The sequence below is a fragment of the Anaerobacillus sp. QJM3NY_32 genome (genome assembly GCF_056173645.1).
Genome location: NZ_CM149684.1, coordinates 3,566,793 through 3,586,927 on the forward strand (window position 1 = coordinate 3,566,793; position 20,135 = coordinate 3,586,927).

General features: G+C 40.6%; 22 protein-coding genes and 1 other RNA gene. 12 read left to right on the top strand and 11 right to left on the bottom strand.

Going from position 1 to position 20,135, the window contains the following annotated elements:
- Positions 1-314 precede the first annotated feature (314 nt).
- Positions 315-1,757, top strand: a complete 1,443-nt coding sequence (locus AC0VYH_RS18590) for a carbon starvation CstA family protein (RefSeq protein WP_475372901.1) — start codon at positions 315-317, stop codon at positions 1,755-1,757.
- A gap of 18 nt (positions 1,758-1,775) precedes the next feature.
- Here the strand turns inward: AC0VYH_RS18590 and AC0VYH_RS18595 are convergent, their stop codons facing one another.
- The 3 genes from AC0VYH_RS18595 to AC0VYH_RS18605 all read right to left on the bottom strand — a co-directional run bounded on the left by AC0VYH_RS18595 (position 1,776) and on the right by AC0VYH_RS18605 (position 4,222).
- A complete protein-coding gene (locus AC0VYH_RS18595; RefSeq protein WP_475372902.1) occupies positions 1,776-2,381 on the bottom strand; it encodes a nitroreductase family protein in 606 nt (201 codons plus the stop codon).
- A gap of 176 nt (positions 2,382-2,557) precedes the next feature.
- Positions 2,558-3,550 (bottom strand): Gfo/Idh/MocA family protein, encoded by a 993-nt coding sequence (locus AC0VYH_RS18600; RefSeq protein ID WP_475372903.1) that lies wholly within the window; start codon positions 3,548-3,550, stop codon positions 2,558-2,560.
- Between the two features lie 15 nt (positions 3,551-3,565).
- Positions 3,566-4,222 (bottom strand): GTP pyrophosphokinase, encoded by a 657-nt coding sequence (locus tag AC0VYH_RS18605; protein WP_475372904.1) that lies wholly within the window; start codon positions 4,220-4,222, stop codon positions 3,566-3,568.
- Between the two features lie 194 nt (positions 4,223-4,416).
- Between AC0VYH_RS18605 and AC0VYH_RS18610 the strand changes: the two genes are divergently transcribed.
- Positions 4,417-4,614 (top strand): hypothetical protein, encoded by a 198-nt coding sequence (locus tag AC0VYH_RS18610; RefSeq protein WP_475372905.1) that lies wholly within the window; start codon positions 4,417-4,419, stop codon positions 4,612-4,614.
- Positions 4,615-4,657: 43 nt separating this feature from the next.
- Here AC0VYH_RS18610 and AC0VYH_RS18615 read toward each other — a convergent pair whose 3' ends face one another.
- Both AC0VYH_RS18615 and hpaB read right to left on the bottom strand, forming a co-directional pair.
- Positions 4,658-5,983 carry a short-chain fatty acid transporter gene (locus AC0VYH_RS18615; RefSeq protein ID WP_475372906.1) on the bottom strand — a complete coding sequence of 442 codons (1,326 nt, stop codon included), beginning with the start codon at positions 5,981-5,983 and terminating at the stop codon, positions 4,658-4,660.
- Between the two features lie 118 nt (positions 5,984-6,101).
- Positions 6,102-7,544, bottom strand: coding sequence for a 4-hydroxyphenylacetate 3-monooxygenase, oxygenase component (hpaB, locus tag AC0VYH_RS18620; protein WP_475372907.1), 1,443 nt, complete (start codon positions 7,542-7,544; stop codon positions 6,102-6,104).
- Between the two features lie 190 nt (positions 7,545-7,734).
- Here hpaB and AC0VYH_RS18625 point away from each other — a divergent pair, with 190 nt between their 5' ends.
- Entirely contained in the window at positions 7,735-8,469 is a 735-nt protein-coding gene (locus tag AC0VYH_RS18625; protein WP_475365829.1) for a SurA N-terminal domain-containing protein, read from the top strand.
- A 25-nt stretch (positions 8,470-8,494) separates the two neighbouring features.
- Here AC0VYH_RS18625 and AC0VYH_RS18630 read toward each other — a convergent pair whose 3' ends face one another.
- A complete protein-coding gene (locus tag AC0VYH_RS18630) occupies positions 8,495-8,908 on the bottom strand; it encodes an acyl-CoA thioesterase (protein WP_475372908.1) in 414 nt (137 codons plus the stop codon).
- Between the two features lie 208 nt (positions 8,909-9,116).
- On the opposite strand from AC0VYH_RS18630, the gene AC0VYH_RS18635 reads away from it, so the two are divergent.
- A complete protein-coding gene (locus AC0VYH_RS18635; RefSeq protein ID WP_475372909.1) occupies positions 9,117-9,539 on the top strand; it encodes a VOC family protein in 423 nt (140 codons plus the stop codon).
- A 143-nt stretch (positions 9,540-9,682) separates the two neighbouring features.
- Here the strand turns inward: AC0VYH_RS18635 and AC0VYH_RS18640 are convergent, their stop codons facing one another.
- Entirely contained in the window at positions 9,683-10,663 is a 981-nt protein-coding gene (locus AC0VYH_RS18640) for a nuclease-related domain-containing protein (protein WP_475373804.1), read from the bottom strand.
- Between the two features lie 139 nt (positions 10,664-10,802).
- On the bottom strand, positions 10,803-12,497 hold the full coding sequence (gene ilvD / locus AC0VYH_RS18645) for a dihydroxy-acid dehydratase (protein WP_430244867.1): 1,695 nt from the start codon (positions 12,495-12,497) through the stop codon (positions 10,803-10,805).
- A 244-nt stretch (positions 12,498-12,741) separates the two neighbouring features.
- Here ilvD and AC0VYH_RS18650 point away from each other — a divergent pair, with 244 nt between their 5' ends.
- Together AC0VYH_RS18650 and AC0VYH_RS18655 are read left to right on the top strand one after the other, a co-directional pair.
- Positions 12,742-13,536 (top strand): helix-turn-helix domain-containing protein, encoded by a 795-nt coding sequence (locus AC0VYH_RS18650; RefSeq protein WP_475372910.1) that lies wholly within the window; start codon positions 12,742-12,744, stop codon positions 13,534-13,536.
- Positions 13,526-13,966: an SRPBCC family protein gene (locus AC0VYH_RS18655; RefSeq protein WP_475372911.1), complete on the top strand. Its 441-nt coding sequence runs from the start codon at positions 13,526-13,528 to the stop codon at positions 13,964-13,966. Before AC0VYH_RS18650 ends, AC0VYH_RS18655 begins: the two co-directional genes overlap by 11 nt.
- Before the next feature lie 56 nt (positions 13,967-14,022).
- Here AC0VYH_RS18655 and AC0VYH_RS18660 read toward each other — a convergent pair whose 3' ends face one another.
- Entirely contained in the window at positions 14,023-14,181 is a 159-nt protein-coding gene (locus AC0VYH_RS18660) for a DUF1540 domain-containing protein (protein ID WP_194218808.1), read from the bottom strand.
- A 171-nt stretch (positions 14,182-14,352) separates the two neighbouring features.
- Here AC0VYH_RS18660 and AC0VYH_RS18665 point away from each other — a divergent pair, with 171 nt between their 5' ends.
- Both AC0VYH_RS18665 and AC0VYH_RS18670 read left to right on the top strand, forming a co-directional pair.
- Positions 14,353-15,555 (top strand): MFS transporter, encoded by a 1,203-nt coding sequence (locus AC0VYH_RS18665; protein WP_475372912.1) that lies wholly within the window; start codon positions 14,353-14,355, stop codon positions 15,553-15,555.
- Positions 15,556-15,644: 89 nt separating this feature from the next.
- Positions 15,645-16,187 carry a DUF6944 family repetitive protein gene (locus tag AC0VYH_RS18670; RefSeq protein ID WP_475367956.1) on the top strand — a complete coding sequence of 181 codons (543 nt, stop codon included), beginning with the start codon at positions 15,645-15,647 and terminating at the stop codon, positions 16,185-16,187.
- Positions 16,188-16,227: 40 nt separating this feature from the next.
- Here AC0VYH_RS18670 and AC0VYH_RS18675 read toward each other — a convergent pair whose 3' ends face one another.
- A complete protein-coding gene (locus AC0VYH_RS18675) occupies positions 16,228-16,779 on the bottom strand; it encodes a DJ-1/PfpI family protein (RefSeq protein ID WP_430244874.1) in 552 nt (183 codons plus the stop codon).
- Positions 16,780-16,963: 184 nt separating this feature from the next.
- On the opposite strand from AC0VYH_RS18675, the gene AC0VYH_RS18680 reads away from it, so the two are divergent.
- From AC0VYH_RS18680 to AC0VYH_RS18695, 4 genes are all read left to right on the top strand, one after another.
- The gene (locus tag AC0VYH_RS18680; RefSeq protein ID WP_430244876.1) at positions 16,964-17,842 is read left to right on the top strand and encodes a LysR family transcriptional regulator; all 879 of its coding nucleotides are present in this window, start codon (positions 16,964-16,966) and stop codon (positions 17,840-17,842) included.
- 116 nt (positions 17,843-17,958) lie between these two features.
- A complete protein-coding gene (locus tag AC0VYH_RS18685) occupies positions 17,959-18,390 on the top strand; it encodes a carboxymuconolactone decarboxylase family protein (protein WP_475372913.1) in 432 nt (143 codons plus the stop codon).
- A gap of 173 nt (positions 18,391-18,563) precedes the next feature.
- A complete protein-coding gene (locus AC0VYH_RS18690; RefSeq protein ID WP_475372914.1) occupies positions 18,564-19,103 on the top strand; it encodes a PadR family transcriptional regulator in 540 nt (179 codons plus the stop codon).
- A 14-nt stretch (positions 19,104-19,117) separates the two neighbouring features.
- Entirely contained in the window at positions 19,118-19,603 is a 486-nt protein-coding gene (locus AC0VYH_RS18695) for a DUF4188 domain-containing protein (RefSeq protein WP_475367960.1), read from the top strand.
- An 83-nt stretch (positions 19,604-19,686) separates the two neighbouring features.
- Here the strand turns inward: AC0VYH_RS18695 and ssrA are convergent.
- Positions 19,687-20,045, bottom strand: a transfer-messenger RNA (tmRNA) gene (gene ssrA / locus AC0VYH_RS18700).
- Positions 20,046-20,135: the final 90 nt, after the last annotated feature.

Here is a 20,135-nt window from a genome sequence, read left to right on the forward strand (position 1 = left end):
GAAAGACGATCACACGTATCGTCTTTCTCTATATACCCACTTTTTCGTATTTTCACCCTATATCTTTGTAAGTTATTCGCACCTTACCTATATTAATCTGTCAATATCACCAAAAGAAAGAATATTCAGATGATGTTTTCGTGTAATTCACACCCTTTTTACTAGTTAACACCAGGTCAAACGAACCAATTTTTAGTGAAAACGTTTGAATTAATAGAAAAATGTATTTTTTCTGAATAATTCTATTGTTTTTTCTCCCGGTGGTGAGTAGAATGAATGTTATATTTTCATACATCGAAAAGGAGGCGGGAGACATGATCACATTTGTCGGAGCCATTTGTTTATTGATTGTTGGCTATTACGTTTATTCTAAGGTGGTTGAACGAATTTTCGGCATAGACGATGATCGTGAAACGCCTGCATATACAAAGCAAGACGGCATGGACTTTATGCCAATGAGCTGGTGGAAAGGAAGTTTGATTCAGCTACTTAATATTGCTGGACTAGGTCCTATTTTTGGAGCCGTTCTTGGTGCTCTTTATGGACCAGTTGCGTTTATTTGGATCGTCATTGGTTCCATCTTCGCAGGGGCTGTTCATGATTATTTCTCCGGTATGATGTCGCTTAGACATAACGGTGAACAATATCCATCTCTCGTAGGTCGTTACCTTGGGAAGGGCGCAAAAGGAACAATCAATATTATCTCGATCGTTCTGATGATTCTAGTAGCTGCTGCCTTTACAGCTGGACCTGCCCAGCTGATGGCGCAGGTTACACCGCTTAATTTTACAATGAGCTTAGTCTTAATCTTTGCTTATTTCGTTTTAGCAGCCATTCTTCCAGTTAATAAAATTATCGGGCGTATTTATCCGATTTTCGGCGTCATTCTTATACTGATGGCCGTGTCAATCGCAATCGGCTTGTTCTTTATGGACAATCCTGTACCAAACTTAACATTAGCCAATCTTCATCCAGATAATTTGCCATTATGGCCACTCTTAATGATCACAGTGTCTTGTGGAGCGATTTCAGGATTCCATTCGACTCAAAGCCCAATCATTGCAAGAACAATGAAACGTGAAAGCGATGGAAAAAAGGTTTTCTATGGAGCGATGATTGCAGAGGGAGTCATTGCTCTCATCTGGGCGGCTGCCGGAATGACTTTCTTTGGAAGTACAGGTGGACTTCAAGGTGCCCTTGCAGCAGGAGGACCGTCTGGGGTTGTAAATGAAATCAGTTCATCCTTACTTGGAACGTTTGGAGGCATCTTAGCAATCGTAGGTGTTATCATACTTCCGATTACAACGGGGGATACATCACTTCGATCGTCTCGAATGATGTTAGCTGATTTGTTTACTAAAAAAGGAAAGTCAGAAGCGGCAGATGGAAAAGGCAAAACGCTTTTGTTAACGGCTGCTGTTGCCACACCAACTTTTCTTTTAACCCAAATTGATTACACTTTCCTTTGGAGATACGTAGGATTCACGAATCAGCTTGTTGCCACTGTGATGCTTTGGACAGCGGCCATGTATCTAGTTAAAAAGCAAAAATTCCATTGGATTTGTAGCGTTCCAGCACTTTTCATGACAATGACCGTAGCTACCTATCTCTTTCTTGCACCAGAAGGATTTCAGCTACCTTATGCGACATCCATGTTCTTGGGTGGAGCCATCACATGTTTAACTGCTGGATGGTTTGGTTATCAGCTGTGGAACGCACGCAAAAAAGAAAACGTACCAGTCGAACAAGTAGCATAGAAAAAAGAGCATTCCTCTTCACATAGAAGAGGAATGCTCTTTTTTAGATTGGGGCGCCGTGTCGCAAATTGTGAGGCTGTTTTTAATGGATTTCCGCTCTTTAGGATTCGGAATAACGGCGGGCTTTCCAATATGAAGCATGCCAACAATAACATCATCAGCTTCTAGTCCGATTCCTTCTCGAAAAACCGGATCAAAAATAAATCCATTTGTTTTCCACACGACTCCAAGTCCTTTTGACCAAGAAAGAAGCTGAACATTTTGTATGAACGCACATGTAGCTGCAAAATCTTCATGTCTTTCTTTAGCTGATTCAGAGGACTTCATATAAACAACTAAATGAATGGGGATTTCATTAATGAATTGATTGATTTTCTCCTTCTTCTTCTCGCTCTTCTCTTCATCCAACTCATTACGGACAATGCTTTCCTGCACTTGATCAATGAGTTGACCTTTTCCATCCCCTTTGTATAGGACAACTTCCCATGGTTCTCTAAATTTATGATTTGGAGCCCACTTGGCATCTTCAAGTATTTCAACAATTGTATGTAGAGGAATATCGTCTTGAAGAAATTTGCGAATCGTTCTTCTCGAAACAATTGTATCCTGAATCATCTCATACATGTCTATAGCACCCTTTCTATATATACCTGCTTAATATTGTGGCAATTAGATTTATTCAGATATACTATTCTTACACTTATTTTATTGATAATGATTATCAATGTCAAATGGGGAATCATCATATTATGAATTTTGAGACTTAGATCACTTTTAACGAATAAAAAAGAAGCCTACTATTATAGGCTTCCATTCTTCTGATAATAATTTGCCACAAGCTGATCCATTATTTTACTTGTTCGTAAGGCTGTCTTACCAGTACTTGGTGAATGACCTTCTCCATTCAACTCATTCACGATCGACTGAATCAATGGCTGTTGAACATGCTCAGGGTAGACAACTTCGATTTCACGTTCGCCCTGTTCATCTTTCAGAATCATTGGACGTTCTTGGAGAGTGGAATAGAGGAGTGAACCTTTATCACCAACAATCTCATTCCAATCTTCATTCTTATAAGAATTAAAGCACCATTGCCCCGTACCGTGAACTCCTGATTCAAAGACGTATGAACCAGAGACGATATCTTCAGCCTGATACAGCTCCGCCTGATTCGTTGCAAATCCATTTACACTTTCAATCGGTCCAAGAGCATATTCAAGAAAATCTAACGTATGACTTGCAAGGTCAAAGAAGTGACCACCGCCTGAAATTTCAGGCTGCACGCGCCATGGCAAGTTTCCGTTCTTTTCTTGTTCAGAAGCTTTCTTATGGTGCACCGTTGTAACAAAGCGAATGTTACCAAGAGCTCCACTCTCGATTACTTGCTTCACTTGCAGTAAGGCAGGCATAGCACGGCGATAGAAGGCAACAAACAGTGGCACGTCGTTCTCATCGCATGCCTTAATCATTTCTTCGCACTCCACTGTATTTAGTGCCATTGGCTTTTCAACATAAACAGGCTTTGATGCTCTAGCTGCAAGAATGGCATATTCTTTATGTGTTGATGGTGGCGTAGCGATATAAATCGCATCTACGTCTTCATCATGAATGAGTGCTTCTGCATTTGTGTACCACTTTGGAACATTGTGTCTTCTAGCATAGTCTTCAGCAAGTGTTGCGTCTCGTCGCATAACAGCAACGAGCTCTGAATTCTCGGCTTTCTGAAAACCAGGGCCGCTCTTCTTCTCTGTCACATTCCCACAACCGATGATTCCCCAGCGAATTTTCTTCACACGAACACCCCTAGATTAAGTTATTGTTTGCTTCTCTTCTTTTTCATGCTCTTTAAATTCATTTACTTCGTCTTTAATTCTCATCATTTTGGCATCAAGGTAATGCACAATTTCGGCTGCCTCTTTTAATTCATCACTAAGATTTCCAGGTATTTCACCTTCAAATTTATAATAAATTTTGTGCTCTAAGCTTGCCCAGAAATCCATTGCAATTGTACGCAGTTGAATTTCAACTCTTACTAATTCAGGACCCTTTGATAAAAAGACCGGAATTTCAACAATCAGATGCAAACTTTTATATCCATTCTGCTTTGGATTCTTAACATAATCTTTTACATCAATTAAACGAATGTCATCCTGACTTTCAATCATTTCATAGATTCGATAGATATCATTTGTAAAGGAACACGTCACCCGTACTCCAGCAATATCGTTTATATGTTTTTTTACATTTTCAGTTGTCACTTCAAGACCTTTACGCTCAAGCTTTGCCATAATGCTTTCTGGTGACTTAATGCGAGACTTCACATGCTCAATAGGGTTATGTTGATGTACAAATTGAAATTCATCATTTAAGATAGTTAACTTTGTATTAATTTCATCCAAAGCAAATTTATAAATAAATAAAAAATTCTTCCATTCTTCTATTCGTTCTTGGAATTCCTTCTTCATACTGAAATCATCCTCTCACCACATACGGTACCACATTTTTGTGAATGGAGTATGAACGACCTTTGACGAACTCTAAACAATATTCTTATACATGTCCTTGGATTGATAGTAATTTATCATTCCTGTGGATTTTATTTTTCCACCTAATTCTTTTGATAAATTATGTTAAACTGACAGAAAAAGGAGGGGGAGTAATGGATAAACCGAAATTTCATCCTTTCACGCTGATCAATCTATTCATTAGCGCCGTGGCAATGGGGATGTTTGCCTATGATATGTATAGTGAGAGCAAATTAGCCTACACTTTCACTTTTGTTATACTTTGTCTCTTTTTCAGTTCTTCCGCGATCTATGGGATCATTCGAAACCAAAAGCTAGATCGTGCGAATTAAATCATTTCACTACCCTATTGCAATGGGGAGGAAATCCCCTCCCTTAACTTATGAAAACAAGCCCTAACGAAATCGCCACTCCACTTACGATTAAAACAATAAAGCAGTATCCCATAATGTCTTTTGCTTTTAATCCAGCAATCGCGAGAGCAGGCAATGCCCAAAACGGTTGGATCATGTTTGTCCATGCGTCTCCCCATGCGACAGCCATTGCCGTTTTAGGAACCGAAACTTCAAGCGCCTTAGCTGCATCTAGCATAATAGGTGCCTGAACCGCCCATTGTCCCCCACCAGAAGGGACAAAGAAATTTACAATTCCTGCACTTAAGAAAGCAAAAAACGGGAAAGTAAATTCATTTGAGATGGAAACAAACCCCTCCGATAGCTGAGCGGCAAGACCTGAAGCCACCATCATCCCCATTATTCCTGCATAAAAAGGAAATTGAATAATAATCCCGCTAGCTCCTTTAACTGCATTACCTACAGATTCAAGAAACAGACGTGGTGTACCATGAAAAAGAATTCCCAGGAAGAGAAAACCAAAATTCACAATATTCAAATTCAGTTCAAATCCGGCGTTTACGAAATAATAAACAAGATAAGCAAGCCCAACGAATGAAATGATTATTGAAATGACGCGACTATTCTCGAGACGCTCAGCAGGTGTTAAATCGCCCTCCACAGTTGCAGCTTGAAAGTTCCCTTCTTCTAGCAAAGTGCGATCAATTTGAACACGCTCTTCTTCAGCTGGAGACATAAAGTAATTAATAATGGGTAACAGAATAAATAATGACGCAACAATTACAAGATTAAATAGGGAAAAAATCGTTTCCTTCGTTGATATGGTTCCAATGAGATCGGCTGTAAAATGATCAGGTGTTGCAATAGTCAATGGTATCGATCCAGCTAACCCACCATGCCATACAAGAAATCCACTATAGGCGCTAGCGATTAGCAATCGGTAATCTACTTTTTCTACTTTTTTAGCAAGCTCTTTCGCATATAACGCTCCGATCACAAGACCAAATCCCCAATTGATCCAGCTTGCCACTAGCGAAACAAGTGTGACATACACAATGGCTTGTCCAGGCGTTTTCGCTCTCGCCGCAAGAAAACGGAGGCCTTTCTTGAAAAGAGGACTACTCGCAAGAACATATCCTGTTACAAGAACGAGTACCATTTGCATAGAAAAAGCTAGTAAACTCCAAAACCCTTCTCCAAAGTATTGCACCATCTGAACCGGTGAACTTCCAGTAAAAACAAGTCCAAATGCAAATACCACGAAAGTGAGGATGATCACAAATAAAAACGGATCGGGTAAATAGCGTTGCATGATGCGATTCGAAAATGAAATAGATGCTTTTAGCATATCTTCAACTCCTCTATGTATTGTGCCCCCTTCACATCATTCGTTAATAACAATCCCGTCTCCTTCCACACTCAAGAAAACGCTTACAAATCGAATTAAAAGCCGCACAGCGGCGACTTTATTCTCCTACTTTATTTAAGAATGCCTCAACCATATCGACATATGGCTGAGTATAATATCGGTTGTAATGAACAGCTGCAAGACGGACGGGATCCCCAAAGAAGAACCTTTCAAATTGTGTTTGACGAGAACCAAAGGCGCTCATACCAAGGTCCCAGGCCATTCGAAACAACCTGACTCGCTCTATCGCTTCAATATTCGCTCCTTGCAAATATTGTGCTAAATCTTCTTGGATATCGGAATTGAAATCTTTTTCAGTTGGTATGGAAATTAATCCACTTGCGCCGAGCAACTGAATAATTTCAATTAACCTCGGGTAAACAGTTGGAAAGTATTGACTGGCAGCTTTCAACGGCTGACTATCAGGTACAAGCGTTCCATAGTGATTGAGCTGACTATTGACCTCCGATGCTAGTAACAGAGCTTTCATAATCTCAAGAGTTGTGATAATTTCACTCATTTTTTGCTTCACATGCTCATACTCTTGAATTTGAATGGCATCTCCCATTGATTCGCACAGCCCAAGAATATACTCTAACTTCACAACCTGCCTGCACACTGATTGAAATTGCAGAAACGTGTACATACCAGTCGCATCTTCCATTGCAGCAACGGTCTGGATATTCTTATATATAAAAACACATTCCCATGGTACAAGCACTTGATCAAACACAACAATAGAGTCAATTTCCTCAAATTGTGAGCCTAATGGATGGTCGAACTTCGAATCGCTATAGCAAAATGATTCCCTACATAGAAATTTGAGCCCTTTTGTATTTGATGGAATCATAAAACCAAAGATATACGAATCATCTAACGTATGCCCACCTGCGGGCAAGACAAGCAGTTCATCCGTCAATCCCCCCTGTGTCGCTAACAATCTTGCACCATGAATGACAATGCCTTCCTTCTTTTCTTCTACAACCTTAGCAGCTGTGATCGTAGAGTCATCAAAATATTGACCAATGGACCGATTTACCTGGGGATTAATAAATGTATGCGTTATGGATAGATCTTCTGTTCTTGCTTTTTCATATAATCTTTTGATGTTGTCACCAAAGACTTCCCGGTCCTCAGCAAAATGTTTAGCCGCAACACCAAGCGTCATAAGTAATGTATTCATATAGTCAGGCGAGCGCCCCATTAACCCCGCATTCAACCTTGCCCACTCCTGTGTTGCTTTTCGACGATTGGATAAATCTTTTATTCGTTTTGGTTGATGATAGGAAAACCCATATGCTTCCTTTAAATGAGGTAACGCATAACGAAAAAGCTCTTCATTTTCCTCCTTACACTGATACTCGTATAGAGCAGCTTTGCTTTTCACTATTCCTTTAAATGGTGCTAACTCCGATATTTTGCCTGTGCATTTCTCTCCTGCAATCCATACTTCATTATTGAGCGCATCAATACGCTCAACATACTGCTTCCCATTAATCATGGAGTCTCACCTCTTAGTAATAAACTTCTTATTACTCTATGCGCTAGGCATCCTAGAAGTTAGTGCTTCCACCTGAATCACGAAAGAATGTAATAAGAATGTGGTATTTATCCCATACTTACTGTTAGGGGTTTTCAACTCTATCTTTTTGTGGAACAATAGACACAGCCTTTTGAAAGGAGCATGTGAATTGCGTAAATTAACTTACTTACTCATAACAGGTTTACTAATCGTTGTATTAGCTGCCTGTGGAGGAAATGAAGAAAGCAGTAATGACAAGAAAGAAGAAGATACAAATACAGAAGAACAAGCACAATCCGGAGAGCAGGAACAACCGGAAGTTGATAAAGTTGATGCAGATAAGGTAGTAGCAACCGTTAATGGTGAAGAAATTAAAGGGGAAGATTTCAATGCCCTTTATAGCCAGAGCCAAATGCAGTACGTACAAATGGGCCAGGAAGTGCCTAAAGATCAGCTAGACCAAATGAAAAAACAAGTCGCTGAAAGCATGGTTGGACAGGAATTAATTCTCCAAGCCGCTCAGAAAGAAGGCATTGAAGCTTCCGACGATAAGGTCAAAGAAGAGCTTGCTGGTATTAAAGAGGGCTATGAAGATGAGAAGAAATTCGAAGCAGCACTTGAACAAAGCGACATGACAATGGAAGATCTTGAAAAAGAAATTGCGAAGAACATCCAATATACAACTTACATCGACCAGGAAATCGAAGTGGATGAAGTGACTGAAGAAGAAATGAAAGAATACTATGATCAAGCAAAAGAACAGGGTACTTCAGAAGAAATGCCAGCTTATGAAGATGTGAAACCTCAGATCAAAAAAGGTCTAGAAGATGAACAAAAATCGAAGAAAACTCAAGAATTAGTTGAGAAATTAAAGAAAGATGCTGACGTTAAAATCAACATTTAACTTTTATGAAAAGTCACTAGCGAAGTTACTCGCTAGTGGCTTTTTGAGTTGTGTAAAGATGTGCTTCAAGCTGATTTCGTATGTCATCTGGTATTGGCATGCTTTTTTGTTGATCAAAATGATAGTTCACATACGTGGCCGATCCTGTTACACAAACTTTTTCTTTCTGATGAATTTCCTCATAAACCTCAAAACTCGTTCGCCCAATTCTCTTGATCCAAGTGTATACGGTTATCAGCGTTCCGTAATAGAGTTGGGAGAGGTATGTCGCATTCATTTTTAAAAGGACGCAGTGCCAATCATGAAAGGTTAAATCTGGATTAAACAGTCGAAAAATCGGATCTCGACCAGATTCAAACCACACTGGAATGACCGTATTATTAATATGCCCTGCTCCATCTGTTTCTGAGACCCTTGGATCAATTACTTTCTGATACATAGAACACCTCCTATTGTTTTACTAATTCGCTCTGAAAAGCCACTCTTCCTTTCTTTAAAAGAGCGTGAGTTCCTTTCATATGCCCTACGAAAAACCCTCGTTGAATTGTGACATTTCGTGACGAACGAATGTTCTTTAGTATTTCTATTCATAACGTTATACTAGATTTAGATAGACAAGCGACCTCATTTAAAGGAGAGTGAAGGCTATGAAGCACCATCCGATTCCTTATTTCACATTTGAAGGCACAGCGCGAGAGGCTTTATCATACTACAAGGAAGTCTTCGAAGGCGAGATAACCGATCTCCAAACGTTTGGAGAAGCAGACTTCGAAACACCACCAGAAATGGACAATTACATCATGCACGCACGATTCAAAAAAGATGAGCTCTTTTTCATGGTATCGGATACTTTTTTGAACCAAAACGTAACTGTAGGTAATAACATCTCTCTTGCCCTCGAACTGGATAGCGCTGAAGAAATTGAGGCGCTCTATGTGCGCTTGAAAGAAAAAGGCACCGTTTATATGGAGCTTCAGGATACCTTCTGGGGAGCGACATTTGCGAAGGTTAAGGATGCCTATGGAGTGATTTGGGATCTTAACTTTGAGAAATCCGGGTCGTCTAAATAGTAATGGGGGTCCTCCACGCGTGTGGGGGGCTTTTTTGTGGTTGCTTGGTGGAGGAAATCCAGTTAATTCCGCGATTTTCTGGATAATTCCGCGAAATTCGATTTTATTCCGCGAAAACACGTATTATTTCCGCGGAAATTCAATTAATTCCGCGAAACATCAAAAAACCGAAAATCTAACTTATAGCGTCTTCCTTTTGTGGATCCAGTTGACTCCATTTTTAAAGATTTTAATAAACGAGTAGCAGCATCTCCGGAATCCATCCTCAAAAACCGTCTTGCCTCCTGATTCGTAATCTCTCTAGACACAAGCAACGCATAATCTTGAAGCGCTCTTAAGTGGGCATCACGCGAATAGGCACCACACCTCTCGCAATACCACCTACCGTGCAGCCTCCTCATAGCCAGGCGAGCACACTCTGGACAAGCTACACCAACTAGCAAGTCATTCCGAGAAATTGAAAATCGCTTCAGTACATCTCGGTCAAGCGGCTCATGTAGCTTAACAAGAGTACGCCCCAGCTTTCTTACTTCCTTCATCGTTAACCATAATTCCCCATATCGTTGATCCAGTGACTTCACTTTTGTAGGCAGGTACTCACTTCGAATGACTTTTGAAGAAATGAATTGAACCGCCTCGGTCGCTTTTATAACTGCTCTTCGGTTAGCGATGACAATAAGCGTTTCAATAGGTACTTCTGGGATATTCATTTTTTGAAGTAAAGCGCGAAGTTGGGAACGCTGACGTTCCACCTGAGTGAGGGGATTTGGGAAGGCTTCTGCTTTCGTGTCAGAAATGCGTATTAATTGATTGAATGTAGGATCAAAATGAAGAATGCCTGAAATGTTTTTCACTTCAAGAATCAGAAGATAGTGCTGGCTGATTACAAGCGTATCTATTTGAAAATGATGAACACCGTCAGAAATACGCAAGTCATGATAGATTGAAAACAGCTTATCGTCTAAAAAACTTAGAGGGAAATCCATGGATTTCTCACCTGATATTCCTGCTTGGTACATGGAAAGTTGCTCCTTCACTTCTTCAAAGCGTAGATGATGAGAAGGGAGGCGATCCAATAAGGTACTTAATTTGTGGAGATGTAGCGGGGGATCGTGTTCTTTCATTATCAAATGGGTACTCACTCCTCTAGCTTTTATTTTACCTATACAAATTCATTCTCCGCCGCTCAATCATTTCCTTTGCTGAATAAAATGAAAAAGCCAGCTTCTTCATACAGAAGAAAGCTGGCTTTTGGACGAAAATTTATTCAATATCCAAATCCGTTACGGCACCTTTTGCGGATGAGGAAACGAGTCTTGCGTACTTACCTAGAATTCCTGTTTTGTATCTAAGCTCAGGTCGTACCCATTCTGCACGGCGACGCTGTAGTTCTTCATCTGTCACGTCAAAATTAATTTGTTGCTTATCACTATCGATGGTGATGGTGTCGCCTTCTTTTAAGAGGCCAATCGGTCCACCAACAAATGCCTCCGGAGATACGTGGCCGATAACGAAACCGTGCGATCCACCTGAGAAGCGACCGTCTGTCATAAGCGCTACCTTCCCATTCAATCCTTTCCCAACAATCATGGAAGTAATGGATAGCATTTCCGGCATTCCTGGTCCACCTTTAGGACCTACATTACGAATAACGAGAACGTCACCTTCTTTAATATCATCCGCTTCGATTGCTGCAGTTGCTTCTGCTTCGTTATTATAAACGCGAGCTGGTCCTGCAAAGTGGCTAATCTTTTGACCGGACATTTTTGCAACAGAACCTTCAGGAGCTAGATTACCTCGAAGTACAACAAGTGGTCCGCTTGCTTTAATCGGATCATTAAGAGAACGGATAATTTCTTGTCCTTCTTTTAGCGATGGGGCTTCGGCCAAGTTTTCTGCGACCGTTTTTCCAGTCACTGTGAGGCAATCTCCGTGAAGCAAGCCATGCTCATGAAGAAGCTTCATGACAGCAGGTACGCCACCAATTTCATATAGATCTTGCATCACATATTTACCGCTCGGCTTCATGTCTGCGATGTATGGAACACGTTCGCGAACGCGTTCGAAATCATCCAATGATAAGTCGACACCAGCTGAGTGAGCCATTGCCGTTAGATGCAAGAAGGCATTAGTTGAACCACCAAGGGCCATTACGACTGTGATCGCATTCTCAAATGCTTCTTTTGTCATAATGTCACGAGGGTAGATGTCTTTTTCAAGAAGAGAAACCACTAGTTCTCCAGCCTGACGACATTCAGATTCTTTATAATCATTCACTGCAGGTGTTGAGGATGATCCTGGGATACTCATCCCTAGAGCTTCAACCGCAGAGGCCATTGTGTTTGCGGTATACATTCCACCACACGCTCCTGCTCCAGGACATGCAGAGCATTCAACTTTGTGTAGCTCTTCTTCGTTAATTGTTCCAGCTTGATATTGTCCAACCGCTTCAAATGATGAAACAATGTCGATATCATTTCCATTCAGTTTACCTGGCTGAATCGTACCACCGTACACGTATACGGACGGAATGTTCATACGACCAATTGCGATTAAGCAACCTGGCGTTGTTTTGTCACAGCCGCCAATCGCTACAATGCCATCAAGACGTTCTGCATTTGTGACCGTTTCAATCGAGTCAGCGATAATCTCACGACTTGGGAGAGAATAAAACATTCCTTCATGACCCATCGCAATACCATCAGAAACGGTAATCGTATTAAAAATCATTGGCGCGCCGCCGTTATCCTTAGCGCCCGCTTTCGCCTCACGCGCAAGTGAATCAATATGTACGTTACACGGCGTAACTTCACTCCACGTACTCGCTACACCAATCATTGGTTTTTTGAAATCTTCATCGGTAAAACCGACTGCTCGAAGCATGGAGCGGTTAGGTACTCGATTTACACCTTCACTGATTACTTTACTTCTGATTCGAAGATCTTTTTTGCCTTCCATTCCAATCACCCTTCCACATCACCTATAAAATTAGATAATTGATTCAATTCCAAATTTATATTCTTTGATGATACTAGTTTTCATGCTTTAACGCAAACAAATATCAGAAATTTCTTATAAACATTTGATAGCCAAGTAAATATTCCATTCATTACCTGTCATTCTCACTTGTTGGTTTGGTTAGAATAGCTTACGATTGGGCCACTTATTATGTTACCTTATAGTCACATTTCGGAGTGATGAGATGAACAAAGAAGAAGAACTATCGATCACATTCAGAGCATTAACGCACCCCATTCGAAGAGAGATTTTGGACTTGCTAAATAACGGTCCAAAAACAACGGGTGAAATAAGTGAGGCTTTCGCTAATATAAGTCGCTATGCAGTTATGAAGCATCTCACAATCCTTGAAGAAGCCAACCTTATGCTTGTTCGCCGCAAAGGAAGACAGCGGCTGAATTTTTTAAACGCTGTCTCGCTACAAAAAATGGCTGATCGGTGGATGAGTCATGTTCAATCAAACGTTACTTCCTCTTTATTAACATTACAATCAACTATTGAAAGGGGCATTACTCAAATGGATAACAACTTTAAGCTCGATACGTTTCAAATTGAACAGGAAGTGCGCATTGAAGCACCGATCGAGAAAGTCTTTTCTTCATTGACAGAAGACATTAACTCCTGGTGGGCTTATCGCTTATGTGGAGATGACTCAACACTTTCATTTGAAAATGAAATAGGTGGTCGATTTATAGAAAAGGGAAAAAACAGTCAGGCTCTTTGGGGTACCATCACTTATCTACATGCACCATATGAAATTCGCTTAAATGGCCTTCTTGGCATGACAGGGGCAGTTACGAGTGGCTACGCATATACACTAAAAGAAGATCGTGAAGCAACGATCCTCTCCCTTTCTCATCAAACATCAGGTCTACTTGATCCCAACTGGCATTCCGCTCATGAGGAAGGGTGGAAAGAGCTGTTTGGGACATTCCTTAAAAATTATGTAGAGCAAGGGAAAAGATACAATGCAAACTAAAAAAATCGAAGTGAGAACAAGTATTTTGATTGAGCGGCCACCTGAAGTTGTTTTTAACTACATCACAAATTTCGAAAACAATTCAGATTGGCAAAGCGGTATGGTTTCGGCTACGTTTACGAATGGGGAATTGAGAGAAGGGGCGACATACGATCAAGTAGCTAAATTTCTCGGGAAAGAAATCAAAACCACTTTTATTGTTCGTCAATACAATCCGTACCACAAAATTCAAATCGAAAGCGTTGATAGTACGTTTCCGATTAAAGTCACTAGAGAAGTACAAGTTGCAGGTGAAGGTTGTGTTGTTAAGGCTGTCGTTGAAGGAACTCCAGGAACACTCTTTTCACTTGCTCGTCCTGTTCTGAGTAAATTGGTTCAGCGCTCCATAGAGAAAGACTATGCTCATTTAAAACAACTATTGGAAGCATAAAGAAGAAGCCGCCCTCGCTTGAGGACGGCTTTTTTAATGGTAACGCCTCAAAGAGTTTAAAGGGTTCCAGGCTCAAATGTTTTACAATCCGTTTCTTCACTATTGCTTGCTTGATTTCCTTTATGACTGACAACGTAGATTTCGTCTGCTCCACACTGCTTACCATTTCGGTTGTGGACACAATTTGATACCTCGCACAATACATCCATAGCCATTCCCTTCACCTCCTTCTTTCTAGCATAAACAAAATAAGCTGAAGGCATACCGGTCGGATTATATTAGGTGGTTTACCATTCGTTAGCATTAAAACTTTCTTCGAATTCCGTAATTTATGTTTACCGCTCATGGTATGATATTAGAAACTAAAGAAGATCGAGGTCAAAATGATGTGGCAGAACAAAAATGTCTGGATTTTATTAACCGGTGAATTTGTAGCTGGACTCGGCTTATGGCTCGGTATTATTGGTAACTTAGAATTTATGCAAGAGAAAGTGCCTTCTGATTTTATGAAAGCTGTCATACTTGCGATCGGACTTCTTGCTGGTGTAGCGATTGGCCCCTATGCAGGACGAGTGACCGATCAAGTGAAAAAGAAGACGGTGATGATCGCAGCTGGACTTGCACGAGCCATTAGCGTGATCTTTATGTTAGTGGCTCTTCAAACGGGGTCCGTTCTCTGGATGGTTGTTTTTCTCATTCTTATTCAGACCGCTGCGGCTTTTTACTTTCCTGCTCTCCAAGCCGCCATTCCACTTGTCGTGAAAGAAAAAGAGCTCCTGCAAATGAACGGGATTCATATGAATGTCGCTACACTTTCAAGAGTACTGGGTACAGCTATTGCCGGAATCTTTCTTGTGATTATGTCTTTATCGACTATGTATATTCTTTCTTTAGGAGCCTACCTTATACTTGTAATCTTTACGCTTTTTCTTGCGATCGATGAACCGACCGCCTCTGTTTCGCATCGTTCAAAAGCAGAAAGTGGCTTCAAGCATTTGTTCCCTATTATCAAACAGCTGCCAATTGTGACAATGACACTAATTATGACGATGGTTCCTCTTTTGTTTATTGGTGGTTTTAATTTGCTTGTTATTAGTATTAGTGAACTTCAAGATAATCCTCTCATCAAAAGTTGGATTTACACCGCTGAAGGTCTTTCCTTCATGATCGGTGCTTTCGCAGTCAAAAGGCTTTCTAGGAAACAATCACCATACACAATTTTATTTCTTTTTTCATTTATTATTGGCCTCTCTCAACTGCTGCTCTTTTTCGCAAACAGCCCGATGCTTTCCGTTGTAGCATTTGCGGTATTCGGTTTCTCAGTCGGCTGCTTCTTTCCAACAGCTGCTACCATTTTCCAAACGAGGGTACCTAAAGAATATCACGGTCGTTTCTTCTCATTCCGTAACATGCTTGATCGCATCATTTTTCAAGTTGTGCTCTTATTAACGGGATTGATGCTTGATTTGATCGGACTTCAAATGATGTCTGTCATCTTTGGAATAATGTCGATGGCAATCACAGCTATTTTCTTCATTAAATATCGACAGAACGTCTATGTTAAGCCTTTGAATGTTGATGTGAGTTAGCTTCCAATCAAATCCTCTCATTTGATTAACCGATTTTTCTATTTTGTATAGAATGCAATAGGGCGACTTTTGAAGAAGGCGATCACATCATGAACAATGAAGTAAAAGGTGTATTTGGATCATGGGTACAGGCAATTGGAACGATCTTAGCCGCTATTGGAAGTACACCTATAAAAGAAATCCCCTCCTCAATACTTGATAGTTTAAATCTTATTGGAAATGTGATGCAGGGAACAGGAAACGCTCTAATCGCTGATACGATTACTCCCCCTTCATTAGACAAGATTGGCAATCAGCTTCAGGCAATTGGGAATTCGACGGTTGTGACAGGGATTCTGATTGATTTTGATGATCAAGTGAAGCAAATACTGAATATTGACGGAAACTGGCTTCAAGCTCTTGGTGGAGGGGTATCTCTTGCAGATGCATTAGACGGAGAAGTCTCGGCTTCAGCGTTGTATAGCATTTATGGAAACTTCCTTCAGGCGGTCGGCAATTCGCTTCAAGCGATTTCAGGAATTAAAGAGCTTAACAATGAAGAAGCAACAAATATTAATGTCGTAGGAAGCTGGATTCAGGCGGTTGGCTCTGTTATTTCAGCTATTGGCCAAACGAAATATCCTTCCTCTTAAAGAACCCCCTGATCGATCAATCAGGGGGTTACGTGTATCATTATTTTAATAAACGGAGAAATTCTTTCATGAAGCCTGGTAAATCTGGCCATGCCTGCCCTGAGACGAGATTATCGCGCGTATGGACCTTTTCATCAATGTATGTAGCGCCACATGCGGTTACATCTGGTTTACAAGCTGGATACGCGGTATACTCGCGATCTTTCATAATATCAGGAACCACATTAAGAACCTGTGCCGCATGACAAATTGCACCTACTGGTTTATTTTCTTCAAAGAAATGTCTTACGATGCCAGGTACGCTCTCATCCATTCGAATGTATTCTGGTGCTCGTCCGCCTGGAATAATTAAACCATCGTACTCTGCCGGATTAATTTCTGCAAACGCTGCGTGTGATTCAATTCCATAGGCTTGCTTCTCAACAAACGTTTCCATTTCATCTGTAAAGTCGTGGCATACCGTTTGTAGTTTTTTAGCGGTAGGGGATGCGATCGTCACATCAAAACCTTCCTCTAGACAGCGATAGTAAGGGTAGAAAATCTCAAGTGCTTCAACAGCATCACCGGAAATGATTAATACTTTTTTACTCAAAACGAGCACCTCCATAAGATATTTAATTGCCTTCTTCATTACCCCTCTTTTTTACATATGTAACAGCTCTCGTATAAAATAGGTCTAGAATCCCCGTCTATGGTTGAATTCGCGTATGATTTGCTACTACAATAAACCATAATGCATTTCTCATTCTGATGGGAATAGAGACAGGAGCTTTCATATGGACATTAAGCAGTTAGCCTATTTCGTTGAAGTTGCGAAGCAAAAAAGCTTTACGAAAGCCTCACACTCGCTCTACATCTCACAGCCAACTTTAAGTAAAATGGTGAAAAGTTTAGAAGCCGAGTTAGATGTTGAACTACTCGATCGCTCGGCACGATCGAGCGAACTAACCGATGCAGGAAAAATCGTGTATCTTCAAGGTGAAAAAATACTGAATATGGTGGATGATCTTTCTTCTCACTTATATGACATGATGAATTTAAAGAAAGGGCACATTAAAGTTGGCCTCCCGCCACTCATCGGCGCCCTCTACTTCCCAGGTATTTTGAAAGGATTTCAAGAACTCTACCCCGACATTACGATTGAACTAATGGAGCACGGAGCTAACATTGCTCAACAAAAAATCCTTGATGGAGAACTAGATTTTGCAGTCGGCCTCTTACCTGTCAATGATACAAGATTTGAAACACTTCCGTTTACAAAGGAAGAATTAATGCTTTTTGTGCACAGTTCGCATCCAATCGCCGAAAAAAGTGAGGTCTCAATCAGTGATTTACGAAATGAGCAGATCATTCTATTTAGTGAAGACTTCATGCTCCATGATCAGATGATTGAACAGTGTCGCCAAGCAGGTTTTGAGCCTCAAATATCGTATGTTAGTTCTCAATGGGATTTCATAAGCGATATGGTTAGTCACAATTTAGGAATTACGTTCTTTCCTAAATCTATTCTAAGAAAAATCAATCAAGATAATGTGGTCTCTGTCCCGATTGTAAATCCTTCAATCCCATGGGACCTGGGGATTATCCTCCGAAAAGAAAAATATATCTCTTACGCATCCCGTGCTTTTATAAACTACATTAAGTCTTCTATCTAGTTGTATATCTCATTCGAATAGACTCTAATGAAAAGAGGTATTTCACACAAAAGCTTCCGCGCGGTATAGTAGGACACCTGATCCTACTAAAGGATATATTATAGGATGCTTTTACAATGGAAAAAGATCTCCTGCAGCAAGTTCTAGATAAATTAATGGAATACACATTATCGTCAAATGACGACATATCAACTCATTTGAAAATCTCAGATGATCTGAAGGAAATTGCTCCTGATGTTGGTAAATATATTATCGAATTTGCTTACAGAGACATCTACTCTCGTGATGGGTTAACGAATCAGCAAAGAGCGCTCGTTACTCTTTCATCACTTGTGACTCAAGGAACAGAACCTCAGCTTGAACTTCACATCAATACCACACTCACCTCCGGGCTGATGGCATCAGAGGTTGTGGAAGCTATCATACAACTCATTCCCTATACAGGCTTTCCACGAGTTCTTAATGCGCTTACGCTTGCCAAAAAAGTGTTTACTCAACGCAACCTGGAAGTTTCAGTCCACGAAGAAACCAAAGTAGCATCTGAATAGAAAACCAAACTAGTCGTCCAAAAGGGCGGCTTGTTTTTTTAGATTGTATTTGAACAAGTTGATAAACATAATGCCAACTGTAAATAAAAGCCATTATTCAATTTCCATATTTAAAAAAAACGTGCTATTATATATCTAATTGATACATATCTTTTAGATATAGGGTGAGAAATATGGAAAAACAGTCAAATACGAAATTTGCTATTTTAGGCTTACTAACTACCGGTTGTCGCACTGGCTATTCAATGAAACAAATGATGGATGGTAGCTTGAATCATTTTTGGAAAATCAGCTACGGTCAAATTTATCCGACGCTGAAAAGTCTTTTGGATGAAGAACTTATTACGGTCCAAAAACAAAGCGAATCCGGTAAGCCAGACAAAAAGGAATATGAATTAACACAACTGGGCTGGGATGCGCTCAAAAAGTGGATGGAAACGCCTGTTGAGGAAGTAGCTTTAGAGAAAAATGAGTTATTGCTTAAGCTATTTTTTAGTCAGCATCAAAGTGATGAAGCAGTTGAAAAGCAATTGGAAAGCTATCTCGCCAAACTACTCGATCGCTTCAAGACTTATGAAACCATCGAGGAGATGATTGTACAAACGTATGGTGATCAAGGGGATGCAAAGTTCTGGCTTATGACTCTTGACTATGGGAAACGAACGACAAAAGCTGCTATTGAATGGGCAAAGGTTGCGAAAATAAAGCGCTAGAGGAGGAAATTCAGATGGCAAATCAAGTCTTTAGCGGGCGCTACACGGTGGATAAAGGACAGGACGTAGTAGTATTTCTCATCGGCATGCGAATCAATCAGTGGTGGGCTGTGCATAAATGGCTTCCAGTCTTTCTTGCGATGCCTGGCATGATTCGTGAGCTTAGCACCAATAAACAGTTAGGATGCCTTTCTATGGAAAACTTCTTTAGTTTCCGTACAACGCTACTTCTTCAATACTGGCGCTCATCTGATGACCTACGCCATTATGCGCATGGTCAAGCTCATTTAAAAGCATGGAAAAACTTCAATCAAAAGATCGGAAATAACCGTGCTGTCGGTATTTATCATGAAACATACGTCCTTCCGAGCTCTCACTATGAAACCCTTTATGGAAATATGCCTTCTTTTGGATTAGGAAAAGCACTCGGCCATGTTGCGGTCACCCCTCAAGCTGATTCTTTCACTAAACGACTCCAGGGGAAACAAATTCGTCACTAAAAAAGCGGAGAACGTGAAAGTTCATGTTCTCCGCTTTTTTAGTGAAGTGATTTTTGTAAATAAAAAACCACCAAATATGTATTTGGTGGAGACGGTGGGAGTCGAACCCACGTCCAGAGATATCGGCACTTAAGCTTCTACGAGTGTAGTCGTTATATTAGTGTTTCACTACAATTCTGCCCAACGACAGGCGTCCTTGTAGCTAGTCTGGTTAATCTCTTCCAACTTTCCTCAGACGGTGGATTGTTGGCGTATCCCACTTAAGTTGAGTCCCTTACCCTACCACATGGGCGATGGAGGGAGGAACCGCAAAACAGCTTACGCTGCTAGTGCGAAGTTGTTGTTTTCTTTGCCAGTTATAGGCATGGCGTTTTTAACGTAGCTCGCCAACTCGACTCGCGACTTAAGCTCGACCTATCCCTGTCGAATCCGTAACGTCCCCATATAAGAAATGAGAACCGAAAACGGGAAAGCACTTAAGCTTCATATGTTGTTTCGGTAATAGTTAGTATAACACAGATCAGCTTCCAAT